Consider the following 19524-nt stretch of genomic DNA (forward strand, 5'->3'; position numbering starts at 1 on the left):
TGTGGGAGCGGCCGCGCTCCCACCTTTGGACGGCGCTGTTTTCAGGCCTCGATACCCAACATATCCCGCGCCAACGCTTCGGCAATCCGAATGCCGTCGACGCCCGCCGACAGAATCCCACCGGCATAACCCGCGCCTTCGCCGGCCGGGAACAGGCCTTTGACGTTCAGGCTCTGCATCGATTCGTTACGGGTAATCCGCAACGGCGATGAGGTGCGTGTCTCGATCCCGGTCAAGACGGCATCGTGCAACGAGTAGCCCTTGATCTGCTTCTCGAACGCCGGCAAGGCTTCACGGATCGCTTCGATGGCGAAGTCCGGCAGTGCCAGGGCCAGATCGCCCATGGACACCCCAGGTTTGTAGGACGGTTCCACGCTGCCGATGGCCGTGGACGGCTTGCCGGCGATGAAATCGCCGACCAGTTGCGCCGGGGCTTCGTAATTGCTGCCGCCGAGGATGTAGGCGTGGGATTCCAGGCGCTCCTGCAGCTCGATGCCGGCCAGCGGACCGCCTGGGTAATCGACCTCAGGCGTGATGCCGACGACGATGCCGGAGTTGGCGTTGCGCTCGTTGCGCGAGTACTGGCTCATGCCGTTGGTCACCACGCGATGCGGCTCGGACGTCGCGGCCACCACGGTGCCTCCGGGGCACATGCAGAAGCTGTAGACCGAACGGCCATTCTTGGCGTGGTGTACCAGTTTGTAGTCGGCCGCGCCGAGTTTCGGATGCCCGGCGTATTTGCCCAGGCGCGCGGCGTCGATCAGCGACTGTGGGTGTTCGATACGGAAACCCAAGGAAAACGGCTTGGCTTCCATGTACACGCCACGGCCGTGGAGCATACGGAAGGTGTCGCGGGCGCTGTGGCCGAGGGCGAGGATCACGTGCTTGGAGAGGATCTGCTCGCCGCCGTCGATGACCACGCCGTTCAGTTGACCGTCTTCGATCAATACGTCAGTCACCCGTTGCTCGAAGCGCACTTCACCGCCCAGGGCGATGATTTGCTCGCGCATGTTTTCCACCACGCCGGTCAGGCGGAACGTACCGATGTGCGGCTTGCTGACGTAGAGGATTTCTTCCGGCGCGCCGGCCTTGACGAACTCGTGCAGCACTTTGCGCCCGTGGAATTTCGGGTCTTTGATCTGGCTGTAGAGCTTGCCATCGGAAAAGGTCCCGGCGCCGCCCTCACCGAACTGCACGTTGGACTCCGGGTTGAGCACGCTTTTGCGCCACAGGCCCCAGGTGTCCTTGGTGCGCTGGCGCACTTCCTTGCCGCGTTCGAGGATGATCGGCTTGAAGCCCATCTGCGCCAGCAGCAGCCCGGCGAAAATCCCGCACGGGCCAAAACCGACGACGATCGGACGTTCAACCAGATCCGCGGGCGCCTGGCCCACCACCTTGTAGCTGACGTCCGGCGCCGGGTTGATGTTGCGGTCGTCGGCAAACTTGAGCAGCAGGGCGGCTTCACCCTTCACGTTCACGTCGACGGTGTAGATGAAGCACAGCTCCGACGATTTCTTGCGGGCGTCGTAGCTGCGCTTGAACAGGGTGAAATCGAGCAGGTCATCACTGGCGATGCCCAGGCGCTGCACGATGGCGGGCCGCAGGTCTTCTTCGGGATGGTCGATGGGCAGCTTGAGTTCGGTGATTCGTAACATGACAGGATCCGGTGTGCGGCGTTTGGTGGGGCCGGCGGTTTTGCAAACCGGCGATTATAAGCCCCAACGGCAGGTTCCCGTCATGTTAAAACAGCGCGGGCCCGAATCAATCGTCGCGCGAACCGCCGAAAGCCGCGCAGCCACGCTGGACTTGACCGTTGACCCGCAACTCGGCGGTCATGTGTTGCAGGCTGCCGCTGGCACTGTCGACACAGCGCTGCGGGGCCACCCACAGTTCGATGTGCTGGTTATTGGCTTCGGTCATCAGGTTGAAACGCCCGTCACCCAGTTGTTCCTCGACATAGGGAACCGGCAGCGGTGGCTGGCCTTCGCGCTCCAGCACCATGCCCTTGGCGGTGACGTTCAGCGTCCAGGCCGGTTTGTGGCCGTTGGCGCGCAGGATCGTGCGCTTGAAGTCGGGATCATCGCAGGCCGAGATCGAGCGCTCGACGCGGTACAGCTGTTGCAGCTCCACTTCGCCCTGGGTGCCGGCGGCGACGCCGGAGAACTTGCCGCGCAGGTCGGCAAACAGTGCGCCTTGCTGGCCGGCCAGGGAAGCGGCTTCCTGCAGGATGCTGGTGCCGCCGGTGTCCTTGACCACGTAGTTGCGCTGGTCGTGGCACGGTTGGAACAACAGCTTGCCGGCGACTGCCGTGAGCTCGCCCTGCATGCGGGTCAGCCCGGCAGTGGACGGTTTGGCCGGCTCGCTTTCGAACAACTGGCAGGCGGTGAACAAGGGGAGCAAGGCAAACAGCATGAGGGTACGGGCGGCACGCATTATCGGGTCTCCTGACAAGTGCCGCCACGTTACGCAGGCTGGCGGTGCATCACAAGCCCACGCGCCAGCTTCAGGCATTTCTTACAGCTTTGGCGTTCAACCTACGATAAAGGTTTGGCCGGTCTGCAAGCCCTCGACGCTTTTCGCGTAGGCCAGCGCCACATCGGCGCCCGCAGCCGGTTTGTACCCGCGAAAGTACGGTGCATAGCTGTCCATGGCTTCCAGCAGCACTGTCGGGCTTACGGAATTGACGCGCAGGCCCCGTGGCAATTCGATTGCCGCGGCTTTCACAAATGCATCCAGTGCGCCATTGACCAGTGCCGCCGAGGCGCCGGTGCGAATCGGGTCGCGGTTGAGGATGCCGCTGGTAAAGGTGAACGAGGCGCCGTCGTTGGCGTACTCGCGGCCGATCAGCAGCAGGTTGACCTGGCCCATCAGTTTGTCGCGCAGGCCCAGTTCGAAATCGGTTTCGCTCATCTCACCCAGCGCGACGAAATTCACACTGCCGGCGGCGCAGACCAAGGCATCGAACCGGCCGGTCTGCTCGAACAGCCGACGGATCGAGGCGCTGTCGCTGATATCCACCTGGAAGTCGCCGCTGCTGCGACCAATGCTGATCACCTCGTGACGCTGCGCCAGTTCCGCCTTGACCGCCGAGCCCACGGTGCCGCTGGCACCAATCAATAGGATTTTCATTGTGCTGTTTCTCCAGTGGGTAAGTGAGGGTTCAGTCTAGTGTGGCTTTTCAAGTGGATAAACGCGCTAATAGGCAACCTTTGGTTTTCAAATGGAAACAATCCATGAGCGAGATGGATGACCTGGCGGCGTTTGCCGTATTGATCGAGGCCGGCAGTTTCACCGTGGCGGCTGAGCAACTGGGTTGCAGCAAAGGGCAACTGTCCAAGCGCATCAGCCAGCTGGAGGCGGGGTACTCGGTGGTGTTGCTGCATCGCACCACGCGCAAGCTCAGCCTGACCGCGGCCGGCGCTGCGTTGTTGCCCCAGGCGCAGGCGTTGGTGGCGCAGGTCGAACGGGCACGTCAGGCGCTGGCCCGGCTCAAGGACGACTTGGCCGGGCCGGTGCGTATGACGGTTCCGGTGTCGTTGGGCGAAACCTTCTTCGACGGCTTGTTGCTGGAGTTTTCCGAGCACTACCCGCAGGTGCAGATCGAACTGGAGCTGAACAACAGCTACCGCGACCTGGCGCGGGATGGCTTCGACCTGGGGGTACGCTCGGGCGCCATCGAAAATCAGCGCCTGGTGGCCAAGCCGCTGTTGGCCTGGCACGAGATGACCTGTGCCAGCCCGGCCTACCTGGAGCAGCACGGCGAACCGCTGACCCCGGCCGATCTGGCGTCTCACACCTGCCTGCTGAACAGCCACTACAGCGGCCGCGAAGAGTGGCTGTACCACCAGCAGCACGAGCTGCTGCGCGTGCGGGTGAGCGGGACCTTCGCTTCCAATCACTACAACCTGTTGAAAAAGGCCGCCCTGGTGGGCGCTGGTATTGCGCGGCTGCCTTCCTACGTTTTACCGGCGGAACTGGCTGACGGCCGATTGCGCTGGCTGCTGCGGGATTATCAGACGCGGAGCCTGCCGATGTACCTGGTGCATCCCTATCAGGGCGGCTTACCGCGACGCACCCAAGTGTTGGCCGACTACCTGGTGGACTGGTTCAAGCGCAGCGGTGAAGCCCTCGACCGACTCTAGCGATAGCGGCGGGCGATCAGGTGGTCGACGGAGAGGCGACCCGGGCCTTTGGCCACTAACAGCAGTAGGACGGCCAGCCAGGTGCCGTGGGTCGGGTAGGCATCGGGGTACACGAACAGTTGAATGGTCAGGGTCATCCCGATCAACGCCAGGGCCGAGAAGCGTGTGGCCAAGCCCAGCAGGATCAGCACCGGGAAGAAGTGTTCGGCAAATGCCGCCATGTGCGCGGCCACTTCCGGCGACAGCCAGGGCAGCTTGTATTCGCTGCGAAACAGCGGCAACGTCGAGGCGGCGAGGCGCGGCTCGCCCAGTTGGAAGGTGCCGCTGATCAAGTCGATGGCAAAGCCTTCGACTTTGGTCTGCCCGGACTTCCAGAACACCGCCGCGATGGAGAAGCGTGCGAGAAAGGCGATCAAGCTGTAGGGGATTTTTTCGAAAAGCTGGATGGCCCGGTTGATCAGGCACGTTGATCGAGGGTTCATGGCGATACCTTGTGTTCCAGAGACAGATGAGTGATGGCGGCTTGGTTGATCAGCAGCGCCAGGCATTGGTGCAGGTCGAACTCGGCTGAGGCCTCGAGTGCGTGCGCGAGCGCCTTCTCCAGCACCGCGCCCTGGTTCAGGCTGTCGATAAACGCCACCGAGCCGCTGTCGATGGCGAACACCTTGACCTCCAGGCCCCGGCGCAACACGAGGGCGCCCTGGGCATGCCAGGGATTCAACGTGGCAATCGCGCCCTCGGTCTGGTGCGCCGCCCATACCGCGACGACGGCGTAGCGCGAGTCCAGCGTGGCCAGGGATGGGTGCAGTTGCAGGTGCAATGTGCCCAGCTCGGTGTGCGTTTGCAGTTGCTGCAGAACAGCCTGCGGTTCCAGCGCGAGGGCATCCGCCGCGTGATAGGCACGGACCCGCAAGCGTTCCAGGCGTGCTACATCCGCCAGGTAAGGCACGCTCGCGGCCGGTTCAAAGCCCTGGATAAAACCGGAAAATGTCGCGCCGTATTCGCTGATCAATGGGCTTGCCGGTGGGGACGCCTGTACATAACAGCCGGCCATGGCGCGGAAAAACTCATCGCCCACCAGTTGCAACGTCACCGGGTAAGCGGTCGCCAGCGCGTTGATCAACGAGCCGTGGACATTGTTGCGATACACCGCAAAACGGCTGGCCGGGTCGGCGCCGTTGCTGCTGAACAGGCCGGCCGGGCAGGCTTGGTCCGGCGCCAGCAGGGCGGCGGCAAAGTCTTCGAGAAGGCTCATGGGCGGCCCCGCGACAAGTGCCGTTCGGCCTGCTGTGCCTCGGCCAGCAGCACGCTGAAGGCCGGTACCTGGTTATCCCTTTCGATCAGCGTGGCCACCGGGCCGGTACGCGCGAGCACGTGTTCGTACAACTGCCAGACGGCGTTATCGATGGGCGCGCCGTGATCATCGATCAGCAGGCGCTCGCCCAGGCTGTCGGTGTCTTCGGCAAAGCCTGCCAGATGAATCTCAGCCACGGCGTGCAAGGGCAGCGCGTCGATGTAGGTCAACGGATCGCGCTGATGATTGATGCACGACACATAGACGTTATTCACGTCCAGCAGCAGGCCGCAGCCGGTGCGGCGGATGATTTCGCCGATGAAGTCCGTTTCGTCGAGGGTCGAGCGCTGGAACTGCAGGTAGGTCGACGGGTTCTCCAGCAGCATTGGCCGCTTGAGGGTGCTCTGAACCTGATCAACGTGTTCGCACACTCGATTGAGGGCGGCGACATCGTAGGCCAGGGGCAGCAAGTCGTTGAAAAACACCGGGCCGTGGGTCGACCAGGCCAGGTGCTCGGAAAAGGCCTGGGGTTGATAGCGCTCGATCAGTGTCGCCAGCCGTGCCAGGTGCTCACGGTTCAGCGGGTTTTCGCCGCCGATGGACAGGCCCACGCCGTGCAGCGACAGCGGGTACTGCGCGCGAATCAAACCCAGGTAGTGATGAAACGGGCCGCCGGCCACCATGTAGTTTTCGGCATGCACTTCAAAAAAACCGATATCGGGGCAGGTGTCGAGCACTTCGGTGAAGTGCTCGTTTTTCAGCCCCAGCCCGGCCCGCAGGGGGAGGCCGGGCACCTGAGCCGCTGAGGGCGTTTGCAGGAACGAAAGCGTCATCATCAGTACTCAGGCTGCGGGCTGCTTCAGGACTTGGCGGTAAAGGCCGCTTCCTGGCCGAAGCCAGTCGACGAGGTGGTGCTTGGGGTTTGTGTGCAGGTGCCGGCCGGGACCAGTTTCCAGGCGTTGGCCTGATCCTTGGTTTTGGACGTGCCGGCGCAGGAAGTGCCGGCGCCGGCGGCGCAATCGTTCTTGCCGGCTTCGGCGACGCCGAAGCATTTCTGCATGTCGTCGGCCGCGTGGGCGCTGGTGCTCAAGGCGGACAGGCTCAGGGCGGAACTCAGGGCGAGGACGAGGGAAGCAGCGGACAGTGAACGGTGTTTAACGGTCATGGTGTATCTCCAGCAGTGGAATGAGTCGGCGGGCATGATTGCCTGCTTGTACCACTAGAGGCTGGACGCTGGAATTCGTTACAAGCCGTTTGAAAAAAAATTCAGCGATCACCCGAAACAAATGTGGGAGGGGGCTTGCCCCCGATGACGGTATATCAGTCACATGTTCTGTGCCTGACATGGCGCCATCGGGGGCAAGCCCCCTCCCACATTTAGCAACCGGGTGTTAACCGCCGAGGTACGCCTCACGCACCTTCGGATCGGTCAGCAACTGTTCACCCGTGCCCTGCATCACCACCCGGCCGTTTTCCAGCACATAGGCACGGTCGGCGATTTTCAGCGCCTGGTTGGCGTTCTGTTCGACCAGGAACACCGTCACACCGTCCTTGCGCAGCTGTTCGATGATGTCGAAGATCTGCTGGATGATGATCGGCGCCAGGCCCAGGGAAGGTTCGTCGAGCAGCAACAGCTTGGGTTTGCTCATCAGCGCGCGACCGATGGCGAGCATTTGCTGCTCGCCGCCGGACATGGTGCCGCCGCGCTGGCTGAAGCGTTCCTTGAGCCTGGGGAACAGGTGCAGCACCTTGTCCATTTGCTCCTGGTAGTCGCCCTTGTCGGTGAAGAACCCGCCCATGGCCAGGTTCTCTTCGACGGTCAGGCGCGAAAACACCCGTCGGCCTTCCGGCACCACGGCAATGCTTTTACGCATGATGTGCGACGACTGCTGGCCCACCAGCTCTTCACCCATGTAGCGGATGCTGCCGCTGTGGGCCTGCGGCGAACCGCACAAGGTCATCAGCAAGGTCGACTTGCCGGCACCGTTGGCGCCGATCAGCGTGACGATCTCACCCTGGCGCACTTCGACGTTGACGCTGTGCAGGGCCTGGATCTTTCCGTAGAAAGTGGAAACGTTTTCGAATTGCAGCATTTTACGCTTCCCCCAGATAGGCTTTGATCACTTCAGGATTGTCGCGGATCTGCTCCGGCGTACCGTCGGCCAGGGGCGTGCCCTGGTTGATCACCACGATGTGGTCAGAAATGCTCATGACCAGTTTCATGTCGTGTTCGATCAACAGCACGGTGGCGTTGTTTTCCTCACGCAACACGCCGATCAGCGCCTTGAGGTCTTCGGTTTCCTTGGGGTTCAAACCGGCGGCCGGTTCGTCGAGCATCAGGATCCGCGGGCGGGTCATCATGCAGCGGGCGATTTCCAGGCGACGTTGCTGCCCATAGGCCAGGGTGCCGGCGGGGCGGTTGGCGAACTCGGTGAGGTTGACCTTGTCCAGCCAATACTCCGCGTATTCCATGGCCTCGCGCTCGCTCTTGCGGAACGCCGGGGTCTTGAACAAGCCAGCGAAGAAGTTGGTGTTCAAGTGACGGTGCTGAGCGATCAGCAGGTTCTCGACCGCCGTCATGTCCTTGAACAACCGCACGTTCTGGAAGGTCCGCACCACGCCTTTGCGGGCGATCTCGTGACCGGCCAGGCCCTGGATCGGCTGGCCGTCGAGCAGGATGCTGCCACCGCTGGGCTTGTAGAAACCGGTGAGGCAGTTGAACACCGTGGTCTTGCCGGCGCCGTTGGGGCCGATCAGCGCAACCACTTGTTTTTCCTTCACGGTCAGGGCCACGCCATTGACCGCCAGCAAGCCGCCGAAGCGCATGCTCAAGTTTTCGACTTTCAGGATCTCGCGGCTCATTTGCGCAGCTCCATGTGTGGACGTTGCATGGGCAGCAGGCCTTGAGGACGCCAGATCATCATCAGCACCATCATGGCGCCGAACATCAACATGCGGTATTCGCTGAACTCACGCATCATTTCCGGCAGCAGGATCATCACGATCGCCGCGAGAATCACGCCCAACTGCGAGCCCATGCCACCCAGTACCACGATGGCGAGGATGATCGCCGACTCGATAAAGGTGAACGACTCCGGCGTCACCAGGCCTTGGCGAGCGGCGAAGAAGCTGCCGGCAAAACCGGCGAACGCGGCGCCCAGGGTGAACGCGGACAGCTTGATGATGGTCGGGTTCAGGCCCAAGGCCCGGCAGGCGATTTCATCTTCGCGCAGCGCTTCCCACGCACGGCCGATCGGCATGCGCAGCAGGCGGTTGATCACGAACAGTGCGGCCAGGGCCAGCAACAGCGCCACCAGGTACAGGAACACCACTTTGCTCACCGGGTTGTAGGCAATCCCGAAGTACTCGTGGAAGGTCTGCATGCCTTCGGCCGCAGAGCGCTCGAACGACAGCCCGAAGAAGGTCGGCTTGGGAATGCTGCTGATGCCGTTGGGGCCACCGGTGATGTCGGTCAGGTTACGCAGGAACAGTCGGATGATTTCCCCGAAGCCCAGGGTCACGATGGCCAGGTAGTCGCCGCGCAGACGCAGCACCGGGAAGCCCAGCAGGAAGCCGAACGTCGCCGCCGCCATGCCGGCCAGGGGCAGGCAGATCCAGAAGCTCCAGCCCAGGTAGTGCGAGAGCAGCGCATAGGTGTAGGCGCCCACGGCGTAGAAACCCACATAACCCAGGTCGAGCAGGCCGGCCAGACCGACCACGATGTTCAGGCCCAGGCCCAGCAACACGTAGATCAGGATCAGGGTGGCGATGTCGACCGCACCGCGCGAGCCGAAGAACGGCCAGATCAGCGCGGCCACGATCAGGCCGATGATGATGTAGCGCTGGGTGCGCGGCAGGGTCAGGAATTGGCTGACCTTGGGCGATACCAGCGGGCCACGGTTGCCCTTGAACAACGCGCCGACCTGCCGGGTGAACAGCACGCGCAGGAACATCAGCACCGAACACAGGGCAATGATGGTCAGGGTCACGGGACCGGTGCCATGCACTTCCAGGTTGATGCCGACAATGCTCAGCTTGAGGCCGAGTACCGGGAACGCCACGGCCCACACCAACAGGGCGCTGAAAAACGCCGATTTAAGATATCTGCTCATACTTTCTCAACCTCCGGACGGCCCAAAATGCCGGTCGGACGGAACAACAGCACCAGAACCAACAGGCCGAACGCCACGACGTCCTTGTACTGGTCGCCGAAGATATCGGCGCCAAACGCTTCGGCCACCCCCAGCACCAGCCCGCCGAGCATCGCGCCCGGAATGCTGCCGATGCCGCCCAATACCGCTGCGGTAAAGGCCTTGAGGCCGACCAGGAAACCGGCGTTGGGGTTGATCACGCCGTACTGCATGCTCAAAAGCACGGCCGCGACGGCCGCCAGCGCGGCACCGATGACGAAGGTCAGGGCGATGATGTTGTTGGTGTTGATGCCCAGCAGGTTGGCCATCTTGATGTCTTCGGCGCAGGCCCGGCAGGCGCGCCCCAGACGGGAGCGGGAAATGAACAGGGTCAGGCCCAGCATGGCCACCAGGGTGACGACGAAGACCAGGATCTGCATGTACGAAATCAGCACTTCTTGTGCGCCGCCTGGGCCGAAGGAGAAGCTCCCCGGGATCAGGTTGGGAATGGACTTGTCCTTGGAGTCCTGGGACAGCAATACGGTGTTCTGCAGGAAAATCGACATGCCGATGGCGGAAATCAGCGGGATCAAACGGTTGCTGCCACGCAAGGGACGATAGGCAACCCGTTCGATACTGTAGCCATAGGCACTGGTTACGACGATCGACGCCAGGAACGCGGCGGTCATCAACAACGGCAGGGAGTGGATCCCCATCATGGCCAGCCCGGCAAGGGCAATGAAGGCCACGTAGGAACCAATCATGTAGACCTCGCCATGGGCGAAGTTGATCATTCCAATGATGCCGTAAACCATTGTGTAGCCAATGGCTATCAAGGCATAGGTGCTGCCAATGGTCAGGCCATTAACCAGCTGTTGGAAAAAATGATAGATCTCAGGCATTACAACGCTCCTAAAAACCCGATACGCATTTCACTGGTGGAGTCATGTTCCGGCCCTGCGCTGTGTTCTGTGAGCACATTTGCGCAAAGCGTTTGCCAGCGAACCGCTGGTGACGGTTTTAAGATTTTCAGGTGAGCCAGCGCCCGGATCGCGGGTGACAGGCCCATAAACCTCGTAAAACAAAGCCCACTGCTCTCACAGTGGGCTTGTTGACCAGTAACGCCTGGCTTACTGAGGGGAAACTTCGGTTTTCGGTTTGCCGAAGTGCCACTCGTAGACCACGAACTTGAAGTCCTTCAGGTCGCCCTTGGCGTCGAAGCTCAGATCGCCGGTAGGGGTCTTGAAGGTGCCCGCGTGGATGGCTTCGGCCACTTTGGCGGTGTCTTCGCTTTTCGCGGCTTTGATACCACCGGCGATGACTTCAATGGCCGAGTAGGCCGGGAACACGAACGGACCGGTTGGGTCCTGCTTGTTCTTGGCGAACTCTTCAACGATGGCTTTGTTGGCCGGGTCGGTGTCGAAGGATTTCGGCAGGGTCACCAGCAGGCCTTCGGAAGCGCCCTGGGCGATTTGCGAGATGGAGTCGTTGCCGACGCCTTCTGGGCCCATGAACTTGGCGTTCAGGCCTTTTTCCTTGGCTTGGCGCAGGATCAGGCCCAGCTCAGGGTGGTAGCCGCCGTAGTAGACGAAGTCGACGTTGGCTTGCTTGAGTTTCTGGATGATCGAGGAGAAGTCCTTGTCACCGGCGTTCAGGCCTTCGAAGACGGCAACCTTGGTGCCTTTCTTCTCGAGGGTCTGTTTAACGGCAGTGGCGATGCCTTCACCGTATTGTTGCTTGTCGTGCAGCACGGCAACGATCTTCGGCTTCACGTGGTCGGCGATGTAGTTGCCGGCCGCCGGGCCTTGGGCGCTGTCCAGGCCGATGGTGCGGAAAATCAGCTTGTAGCCACGGGCGGTGATTTCCGGGCTGGTGGCTGCCGGGGTAATCATGATCACGCCTTCGTCTTCATAAATGTCGGACGCGGGCTGAGTGGAGCTGGAGCACAGGTGACCGACCACGAACTTGACGCCGTCGTTGACCACTTTGTTGGCGACGGCCACGGCTTGCTTGGGATCGCAGGCGTCGTCGTATTCCTTGGCTTCGAGCATTTTGCCATCGACGCCGCCCTTGGCGTTGATGTCGGCGATCGCTTGCTTGGCACCCATGAACTGCATGTCGCCATATTGCGTGACAGGACCGGTTTTAGGCCCGGCGATGCCGATCTTGATGGTGTCGGCTGCGAACGAATGGCTGGCAACCCCGGCCAGGACCATAGCGGCAAACAGTTTGGAAATCTGCTTAGTAGCCTTATTCATAGTGCTCCACTCTTACTGTTGTCTTTTTTATAGTTCTAGCGGCCTTGTGAGCTGCAGAACCGGATCAGATATCTTGAATATCCCCCCGGCAGTGCCCTGGCAACTGTACCGGTACAGTGTAGAGCGCCGGTTGATCGCTTGAAAAGCTGGCTGCTGGGGGCAATACCCGGGCGTGTCGCTTAAATGAAAGAAAAAGACAGAATTGCGCCGGGACGCTGCCGCAGTGGCGGACAATCCGTGGCTTTCCTGACGCTTTCAATCGTTCACTCATTTGCAACTGGGTTTTTCTACGAGAGACACGACGTTATGATTGCGCCGATTTTTTCCCAAGGTGAATCCCCATGACGCAAGAACCTAGCACCCTCTATGCCAAGCTGCTCGGTGAAACCGCCGAAATCTCCTGGAAGGAGCTCGAACCGTTCTTTGCCAAGGGTGCCCTATTGTGGGTCGACGCCGGCCTGGATTTGATCGAGGCGGCCGAAGGCATGGCCGAGGATCAGCGCGATAAAGTCGCTGCCTGGCTGGCCTCGGGGAGCCTGGGCGAAGTGTCTGCGACGCGGGCATTGGACCTGCTGGAGCGTGATCCGAGCCTGTGGGCGGTGGTGGTTTCGCCGTGGATTCTGATCCAGGAAAGGGCAGTGTAAGAAAAGTCTGCACGAAAATGGTGCACAGTTTGCGCCGCTGCAAGTGTGTAGCGGAGTAACCGCTGATGCGGTGATGGCATCTTGCCGTGGAGAAAGGTCACAGCCGAGGGTGACGTGCGCGTCACGGGAACAGTTTTGCCGACGGCGAAATGCCCGGGGAATTGTTTCTTGGTGTTAGCAGATCGCTGTGGCGAGGGAGCGTGCTCCCTCGCCACAGACAACTAGGCGGTTTTGCCGGTATGGTTGTTCAACGAAATAATCTTAGTCTTGCCGATCCGATGACGGTAAATCTCACGCAAGTACTTGATCGCCTTCTTCACGCAATCCCGTGACAGGCGAATGTCATTGATCGAGACAAACTTATCTTTGTCATTGATCAACTCACGGTACTTCTTCTCATACATCGGCTTGATCGCGTACCAGTTGGTGTCGAGGATCTTCGCCGGGTTTTCAAACTCATTGAGCAGTTCGTCGATACGCTCTTCGTCGAAATCCTCGTGGATGATGAAGTCCAGGATCGAGTTGTCCAGCGTGTCGTCGAAACGGTACGGGTTGCGCGCAAAGCAGCGTTTGATGAACGCCACGATCAGCGTCAGGAAGTCATCCGACAGGCACGGGCTCTTGGCGATCAGGGTGGTCAACGACAGGTTGGCCGACGCGCCGATCACCAGGGCGTAGCGCTTGAGCGTGGTGTTGGGGAACAGGCTGTTGAGGTGGGTCTTGAGGCGGTTCAGGTCCATGTAGGACAGTTTGTAGTCCTTGGGCAGCGACACGATCGACACCACCGACGAGCAGTTCTTGAAGAAGTGCAGGTCGTGCAGCGCCGCCGCGTCATAGCCGGAGTTCTTGTACTGCTCCAGGGAGGCCTTGTAGCGCTTGGACTCGATCGGCAGCAGGCTGATGCCTTCGATGGCCTGGGTGACTTTGTTGAAGTGCGGCAGGTCGATGGAGCGGAAGAACAGGTCGTCGATGTTCAGGCGCTGCGGCTCTTTGTCGAACACCTTGAACTTGTCACCCGACGGCGCCGGGGTTTCCGGGACCACCGATTCGGCGTAGGCAATCGCCACCGGGCCGGCCAGGCTCATGAACAGGTCGTTGGCATCCAGGCGGATGGTTTCGCCGATGTCGATACCGGCGCGACGGAAGTAGTTCTGGTCGTAGTCGGTGGTGACCGCCTGGGCGGTAAGAATGTTGAAGATCTGTTGCGAGATATACTGGTTGGCGTGCTTTTCCATGGCATTGACATCAATGTTCTGGATATTGCCGTCATCGCTCTCTTCGGCGTAACGCATGATGTCGTTGGAGATCAGCATCATCGCGTTCCACGGGCGGATACGGCCCTTGACGCTGGCTTCGCTGCTGTCTTCATTGGCGAAGTTGTACGAGAAATCCCATTCTTCCGACAGATACTTGCAGAGCAGCCGCCCGGCGTTGATGTGCAGCGCCTCGGACATTTCGCTGCGGTGGTCGGAGATGTTCGGCAGCACGCAGATGCCGCTGGTGAAGATCGGTTCGAAAACGAAGGCGTGGCCGCTTTTGCTGTCGTGCTCGTCGGCCGGCTTGGTGTCGAACGTCTTGTTCATGTACGAATGCTGTTGGGCCAGGCCGAACTCCGACGCCATGCCCGAGCCGGTGCCGCCGCCGGCGCTGAAGATCGAGAAATACAGGCGCGACTGGTTGGCCTTGATGCCGCAGGAGTCGATCAGGTACGAATGGATCATCTTCCAGTCGGGGCTGGAAAAACGCTGGGTGTCTTTATTGAGGATGATCTTGGCCAGGTACTGGCCGAGGATCGGCGCGTTACCGGCGCCACCGGCATGGACTTCCGAGAGGTCCATGATTTTCATCTTGCTGTAATCGCGCAGGAAGCCGCTTTTTTCGCCCTTGCGCGAGAATCGGATGCGCCCGGCGATGTCTTTGTCCAGGTCGCCCAGCATCACCAGCGGCTCCACCAGGAACACCGGTTTGCTGGCCTTGCCGACGCCCAGGCGCAGGTTGTTGCGAATCCATTGGGCGGGGCTGTAGCCCTTGTCTGTCGACTTGTCTTCGGTACTGAATTCGTTGAGGTAGAACTTGCGTGCGTTATAGACCAGCTCGGCCACGTCCAGCGCAATGTTCGAACCGCAGCGGCCCAGGCCGATCAGGCACACCGAGGGGAATTCCTGTTCGCTACGCGGCTCGCCATCGACTTCCTGATGGGGCAGGCGCGGGAACACCATGTCGCGCAGGCCGTCGAGGTTGTCGAGGATGCGGTCGGTATTGGTCTCGGTGAAGTACAGGTATTGCTGGGTCGCCAGTGGACGGGGGCTGCTCAATGACTTCGAACCTGAAGGTTTTTCCGCAGGAGCTGTCGGCAACACATCGGAGACCACGGTGGCAGAGTTATTTTTAGAAGTCATTGTGCGCCATGTACCTGGGCGGATGGCTGTGAAATGTTAAAAAGCCATCACTGAGTGGGAGTTCGCGACTTTACAGTGCGTTCGGGTCCGGGGCGATAGGTTTAACCCTAGCGTTTCAAGGGGAAATCCCGGCCCGACTCTGATGAATCGGCCGTTTACCGGCGTTCTTTAGATAATTGATGGCGAAATGCCAAAGATTTAGACGTCAGCGAATTGGCCTGATGATCGAGGCGGGACAGCTTCGGTCTGGGCGAAGCTCGTTTGGCGACAGCGCTTCCTTGGCCGCCGCCACGTTGACCGGCGGCAGGAGGGGGCGCCGATCGATGCCCTGGATCACGCTGATGACCTCGTCGACGGGCACTGCCGGGCTCAACAGGTAGCCCTGAACGAAGTCACAGCCATGTTTAAGCAGCAGCTCGAACTGGGCCTGGGTTTCCACGCCTTCGATTACCGCCTGCAAGTGCAGGGTGTGGGCCATGCCGACAATCGCCTCGACGATCTCGATGTCGGCGCTCGACTGGGAAATGTCCTGGATAAACGAGCGATTGATCTTCAGTGTGTTGAGCGGCAGGCGCTTGAGGTAGGCGAGGGAGGAGTAGCCGGTGCCGAAGTCATCGATCGCCAGCGACACGCCCAGCGCGCGGATCTGCCGCAGCTTCGCCAAAGTGCTGCTGATATTGCCCATCAGCGCGTTTTCGGTGACTTCAAGCTCCAGGCGGTTGGCCCCAATCCCGCTGGATCGCAGGGCGTCTTCGATCTCATCGACCAGCTCGTCGCGGCCCAGGTTCAACGTCGAACAGTTCACGGCCATGGTCAATTCGCCGTAGCCCTTGTCGGACAGCAGGCTCAAGTCATGACAGGCCTGGCGCAATACCCAGTGGTCCAGTTCGGCGATCAATCCGTTGCTTTCGGCAATGCCGATAAAACGGTCGGGCGCGAGCAAGCCATGGTGCGGATGCTGCCAGCGCACCATGGCTTCCAGGCGGGTGATCCTGCCTCGCTTCATATCGAAGATCGGCTGATAGAACAACACCAGTTCGTTACGGGCGCGCAGGGCCATGCGCAGTTCCTCTTCCAGTTGCAGCTCCATGAACGCGCGGGTTTTCAGGTTGGAGCTGAAGAAGTTGAGGCTGTTACGCCCCGTATCCTTGGACTGGTACAGCGCCAGGTCGGCGGTCTTCAGCAATTCTTCGCAGGTCAGGCCGTCTTCGGGAAACAGGCTGATGCCGATGCTGGTGGTCATCACCATGCGGCGCCCGGCCAGTTCGATCGGGGTTTTCATTTTTTGCATGATGCGCTGGGCCAAATGCCGCGCTTCATCGCGGTGGTGGATGCTGATCAGGATGCAGAACTCATCGCCGCCAAAACGCGCGACCACGTCTTCATGGCTGCGCACCGAGCCCTTGATATGCCCGGCCAACACGGTGAGCAACTGGTCGCCGGCGTCATGCCCGAGGCTGTCGTTGATACGCTTGAAATGGTCGATATCGAGGAAAATCGCCGCCATCATGCCGTTGCTTCGGGTTTTTTCTGCGATTTTCTCTGCGAAAATCAGATTGAAACCACGGCGATTGAGCAAGCTGGTCAAGGCGTCGTAATGCGCCACCTGTTGCAGCGAGGCGCGGGCCTGGTCCAGCTCGCCGAGCAGGGCGTTGACCCGGCGAAGGTCGCGCTCCTTGTGTTGTAACTTCTTGTCTGCGAGGGCGGCGCTGATGCTGCTGGCGATCACCAGCAGGGTGATGATCGCCACCGACAGCCCCAGTTGAATGGGGTGGTTGTCCTGCGGCAATAACAGATCAGCGCCTGCGGTCACTACCAGTTGCATGGCGGCCATGCCGGTGAAGTGCATGCTCAGAATCCCTGCACCCAGTACCAGGCTGGCGGCGTATTTGAGCAATTGGTGAAACACGCCCGCGCCTTTGCGCAGGGCGATCGACAGCCACAATGCCGCCAGGCTGGCGCCGATGGCGATCGCAACCGAGGCCATGAACAGTTGCGAGTCGAAGTACGCCTGGGCCTGGGAGCGCATGGCCGACATGCCGACGTAATGCATCAGCGCGATGCCCAGGCCCATCCACACCGCCGCCGCCAGGCACTGGCGCACCCGCGGGTGGGGATGACTGAGGGTTTGCATGGCGAACCACGCGGCGGCCAGAGCGATCAGCAGCGACACGAGCGTCATGATCCATTCGTAGTGAATGACGACCGGTGCTTCGAAAGCCAGCACGCTGATGTAGTGAGTCGACCAGATACCGCCTGCCAGGCAAACGGCACCCAGCCAGCGCCAGTGACGGCGGGCGGTGGGGTCCTCGACATGGCCGACGCGTTCGGCCATGTCCAATGTGCCGAACCCCGCCGCACACGCAACCAGGTAGGCGAGTAGCACCAGAAAGGGGTTATGACTGCAGTTGAGTAACAAGTGCCCATTCTCGGGGAGGTCAGAAAAAAAATGCAGACCCAGCAATTCCATTGCATGCCCCGTCATTACGTCACTGCTTCCGGCGGTGACCTATGAGGTCGAGTATAGAAGCCTCGCGGGTTTCGCCAGGACGAATGGTAGGTTGCTCGCTATGATTTCGGCATCTTGCCTATAGCGATTGATGCTAAGCGCTGATCGGCAGGTCCAGCTCGAAAGGCGGTGGCTCCAGCGGCGTCAGACCAAATGCTGCGCGCGCGGCATCGCAATCGGTGTTTTGCACACCGTGGCTCCAGGAGGCGTCGAACTCGCGGCACACGCTGGAGCGCTGCTCATAGATCGTGCAATGAGTGCCTTTGCCCACTTCGCCCTCAAGGCTGCAGCAGCGCGCGGGTTTCTGGTCGGTCCCGATCATCGCCACGCGTGTGGGGTTGATCTGCACCACCAGGTCATCGGGCACCGTGCCCCCCGCCGAGGCGCACTCACCCCAGAAGAAAGACACACGGAAGTGTGAACAGCAGGCACCGCAATTCAGACACGGACTGGCTTCGGACATGGGCGTCTTCGATAAGGAAAGTAAGAGGGGTTGTGACAGGAAGGCTCGCCATTCTAATCGCGCCATGGCCGTTGGGAAGAGGAGGGCACACTTATATTTTTCGTAGGGAAAGTCCCGTAGTTTCGGGTGGAATCATGCCCTATCAGCGTTACGAATCATTACAGACAAGCGTCGCCGGCCTGACTATGTTGCAGATACCTGAGCAGGATGCATCGGGCATCGCAGCTCTCATAACAATAAAAGAGACGGACCCATGCAGAACTCGACCCAAGCGGCGAATGCCTGGCGCATTCTGTTCCTGCTGTTCCTCGCCAACCTGTTCAACTTCTTCGACCGCACCATTCCGGCGATCATCATCGAGCCGATCCGCATGGAGTGGCACCTGAGCGACTTTCAGCTGGGCATCATCGGCACCGCCTTCACCATTGTCTACGCCATTGCCGGCCTGCCGCTCGGGCGCCTGGCCGATACCGGTTCGCGCAGCAAACTCATGGGGTGGGGCCTGTTCGCGTGGAGCGGGTTGACGGCGATCAACGGCATGGTCGGCAGTTTCTGGACGTTCCTGTTGGTGCGTATGGGCATCGGCATCGGCGAAGCCAGCTACGCGCCGGCGGCCAACTCGCTGATTGGCGACCTGTTCCCGGCTCACCGCCGTGCGCGGGCCATGGGCATTTTCATGCTGGGCCTGCCATTGGGCCTGTTACTGGCGTTCTTTACCATTGGCGCGATGGTCAAGGCGTTCGACAGCTGGCGCGCGCCGTTCTTTATCGCGGCCGTGCCGGGGCTGATCCTCGCGGTCTTCATGTTCTTTATCAAAGAACCCAAGCGCGGCGCGGCAGAAACCGTGCAAGTCTCCCAGGAACGCGTCGACCGCCCGATCCGCCGCGTGCTGGCGGTGCCGACCTTTCTCTGGTTGGTGCTGGCCGGGCTGTGCTTCAACTTCGCAACCTATGCGTGTAACTCGTTCCTGGTGCCGATGTTGCAGCGCTATTTCCTGATGCCGTTGCAGGACGCGGCGGTTGCCACCGGGGTGATCGTCGGGTTGACCGGGCTGGTCGGCCTGACGTTGGGCGGCTGGATCGCCGACAAGATCCATCAACGGGTTGCCAATGGCCGCCTGTTGTTTGCCGCGTTCAGCCTGATCATTTCTACCGTCACCACCGCCTGGGCCTTGCACGCCGGGCGTATCGAGATCGGTGTGTTTGTCGCGCTGTTCAGTGTGGGTTGGTTGTTTGCCTACAACTTCTACACCTGTGTGTACACGGCGATCCAGGACGTGGTCGAGCCGCGCCTGCGGGCCACGGCGATGGCGCTGTTCTTTGCCGGCCTGTACTTGCTGGGTGGCGGCATGGGGCCGGTGGTGGTGGGGGGCTTGTCCGATCACTTTGCCCATTCGGCGATGTATGCCGCCGGGGCGGAGCAGATGACCGAGGCTTATAAAGCGGTGGGGTTGCATGACGCCATGTACCTGATTCCGGTGGCGCTGTTCTTGACCATGCTGTTTCTGTTTCAGGCGTCGCGCAGTTTTGTGCGGGATGCCAAGCGGATGAAAGACGGGCTGGTGGCGGTGGAGGTGGCGGTGCCGGCTGCTGCTGCGACGGCTTGAGATCGCGTTGACGCCATCGGGAGCAAGCTCCCTCCCACACTGGAACTGCATTCCAAGTGTGGGAGGGGGCTTGCTCCCG

The 19524-nt window shown here is 60.8% G+C and carries 18 protein-coding genes; 3 read left to right on the forward strand and 15 right to left on the reverse strand.

Features of this window, described 5'->3' with window-relative positions:
• Nucleotides 1-41: 41 nt before the first annotated feature.
• The 3 genes from ACP7E3_RS19440 to ACP7E3_RS19450 form a co-directional block, all read right to left on the reverse strand.
• Nucleotides 42-1655 (reverse strand): NAD(P)/FAD-dependent oxidoreductase, encoded by a 1614-nt coding sequence (locus ACP7E3_RS19440; RefSeq protein ID WP_426124104.1) that lies wholly within the window; start codon nt 1653-1655, stop codon nt 42-44.
• Between the two features lie 106 nt (nt 1656-1761).
• Complete coding sequence (locus ACP7E3_RS19445) at nt 1762-2433, reverse strand: COG3650 family protein (RefSeq protein WP_057004731.1); 672 nt, start codon at nt 2431-2433, stop codon at nt 1762-1764.
• Between the two features lie 96 nt (nt 2434-2529).
• Entirely contained in the window at nt 2530-3129 is a 600-nt protein-coding gene (locus ACP7E3_RS19450) for a short chain dehydrogenase (RefSeq protein ID WP_256823043.1), read from the reverse strand.
• A 104-nt stretch (nt 3130-3233) separates the two neighbouring features.
• Between ACP7E3_RS19450 and ACP7E3_RS19455 the strand changes: the two genes are divergently transcribed.
• A complete protein-coding gene (locus ACP7E3_RS19455; protein ID WP_017844793.1) occupies nt 3234-4142 on the forward strand; it encodes a LysR family transcriptional regulator in 909 nt (302 codons plus the stop codon).
• Here the strand turns inward: ACP7E3_RS19455 and ACP7E3_RS19460 are convergent.
• From ACP7E3_RS19460 to ACP7E3_RS19500, 9 genes are all read right to left on the reverse strand, one after another.
• Nucleotides 4139-4624, reverse strand: coding sequence for a DoxX family protein (locus tag ACP7E3_RS19460; protein WP_046384439.1), 486 nt, complete (start codon nt 4622-4624; stop codon nt 4139-4141). The two genes, ACP7E3_RS19455 and ACP7E3_RS19460, sit on opposite strands and share 4 nt — an antisense overlap.
• Nucleotides 4621-5397 carry a DNA-binding domain-containing protein gene (locus tag ACP7E3_RS19465; RefSeq protein WP_169881953.1) on the reverse strand — a complete coding sequence of 259 codons (777 nt, stop codon included), beginning with the start codon at nt 5395-5397 and terminating at the stop codon, nt 4621-4623. The genes ACP7E3_RS19460 and ACP7E3_RS19465 overlap by 4 nt, the downstream gene beginning before the upstream one ends.
• Nucleotides 5394-6272 carry a DUF692 domain-containing protein gene (locus tag ACP7E3_RS19470; RefSeq protein ID WP_046384437.1) on the reverse strand — a complete coding sequence of 293 codons (879 nt, stop codon included), beginning with the start codon at nt 6270-6272 and terminating at the stop codon, nt 5394-5396. Before ACP7E3_RS19470 ends, ACP7E3_RS19465 begins: the two co-directional genes overlap by 4 nt.
• A 23-nt stretch (nt 6273-6295) precedes the next feature.
• Complete coding sequence (locus ACP7E3_RS19475; protein ID WP_017844797.1) at nt 6296-6601, reverse strand: BufA1 family periplasmic bufferin-type metallophore; 306 nt, start codon at nt 6599-6601, stop codon at nt 6296-6298.
• A 226-nt stretch (nt 6602-6827) separates the two neighbouring features.
• Entirely contained in the window at nt 6828-7529 is a 702-nt protein-coding gene (locus tag ACP7E3_RS19480; RefSeq protein WP_017844798.1) for an ABC transporter ATP-binding protein, read from the reverse strand.
• Nucleotide 7530: 1 nt separating this feature from the next.
• The gene (gene livG, locus ACP7E3_RS19485; protein ID WP_012722652.1) at nt 7531-8298 is read right to left on the reverse strand and encodes a high-affinity branched-chain amino acid ABC transporter ATP-binding protein LivG; all 768 of its coding nucleotides are present in this window, start codon (nt 8296-8298) and stop codon (nt 7531-7533) included.
• The gene (locus ACP7E3_RS19490; RefSeq protein ID WP_017844800.1) at nt 8295-9548 is read right to left on the reverse strand and encodes a high-affinity branched-chain amino acid ABC transporter permease LivM; all 1254 of its coding nucleotides are present in this window, start codon (nt 9546-9548) and stop codon (nt 8295-8297) included. The genes livG and ACP7E3_RS19490 overlap by 4 nt, the downstream gene beginning before the upstream one ends.
• Entirely contained in the window at nt 9545-10468 is a 924-nt protein-coding gene (gene livH / locus ACP7E3_RS19495; RefSeq protein ID WP_003231100.1) for a high-affinity branched-chain amino acid ABC transporter permease LivH, read from the reverse strand. Before livH ends, ACP7E3_RS19490 begins: the two co-directional genes overlap by 4 nt.
• 228 nt (nt 10469-10696) lie before the next feature.
• Nucleotides 10697-11824 (reverse strand): branched-chain amino acid ABC transporter substrate-binding protein, encoded by a 1128-nt coding sequence (locus tag ACP7E3_RS19500; RefSeq protein WP_017844801.1) that lies wholly within the window; start codon nt 11822-11824, stop codon nt 10697-10699.
• Between the two features lie 341 nt (nt 11825-12165).
• On the opposite strand from ACP7E3_RS19500, the gene ACP7E3_RS19505 reads away from it, so the two are divergent.
• Entirely contained in the window at nt 12166-12468 is a 303-nt protein-coding gene (locus ACP7E3_RS19505; RefSeq protein WP_046384436.1) for a DUF2288 domain-containing protein, read from the forward strand.
• 221 nt (nt 12469-12689) lie between these two features.
• Here ACP7E3_RS19505 and ACP7E3_RS19510 read toward each other — a convergent pair whose 3' ends face one another.
• From ACP7E3_RS19510 to ACP7E3_RS19520, 3 genes are all read right to left on the reverse strand, one after another.
• A complete protein-coding gene (locus tag ACP7E3_RS19510) occupies nt 12690-14867 on the reverse strand; it encodes a hypothetical protein (RefSeq protein ID WP_026139772.1) in 2178 nt (725 codons plus the stop codon).
• A 205-nt stretch (nt 14868-15072) separates the two neighbouring features.
• Nucleotides 15073-17337 (reverse strand): putative bifunctional diguanylate cyclase/phosphodiesterase, encoded by a 2265-nt coding sequence (locus tag ACP7E3_RS19515; RefSeq protein ID WP_079443005.1) that lies wholly within the window; start codon nt 17335-17337, stop codon nt 15073-15075.
• Nucleotides 17338-17470: 133 nt separating this feature from the next.
• On the reverse strand, nt 17471-17839 hold the full coding sequence (locus ACP7E3_RS19520) for a YkgJ family cysteine cluster protein (RefSeq protein WP_057004735.1): 369 nt from the start codon (nt 17837-17839) through the stop codon (nt 17471-17473).
• Nucleotides 17840-18092: 253 nt separating this feature from the next.
• Here ACP7E3_RS19520 and ACP7E3_RS19525 point away from each other — a divergent pair, with 253 nt between their 5' ends.
• Nucleotides 18093-19445: a spinster family MFS transporter gene (locus ACP7E3_RS19525; protein WP_057004736.1), complete on the forward strand. Its 1353-nt coding sequence runs from the start codon at nt 18093-18095 to the stop codon at nt 19443-19445.
• Nucleotides 19446-19524: the final 79 nt, after the last annotated feature.

It is taken from the genome of Pseudomonas sp. PSPC2-3 (genome assembly GCF_049898265.1).
Taxonomy (GTDB): Bacteria; Pseudomonadota; Gammaproteobacteria; order Pseudomonadales; family Pseudomonadaceae; genus Aquipseudomonas; species Aquipseudomonas veronii.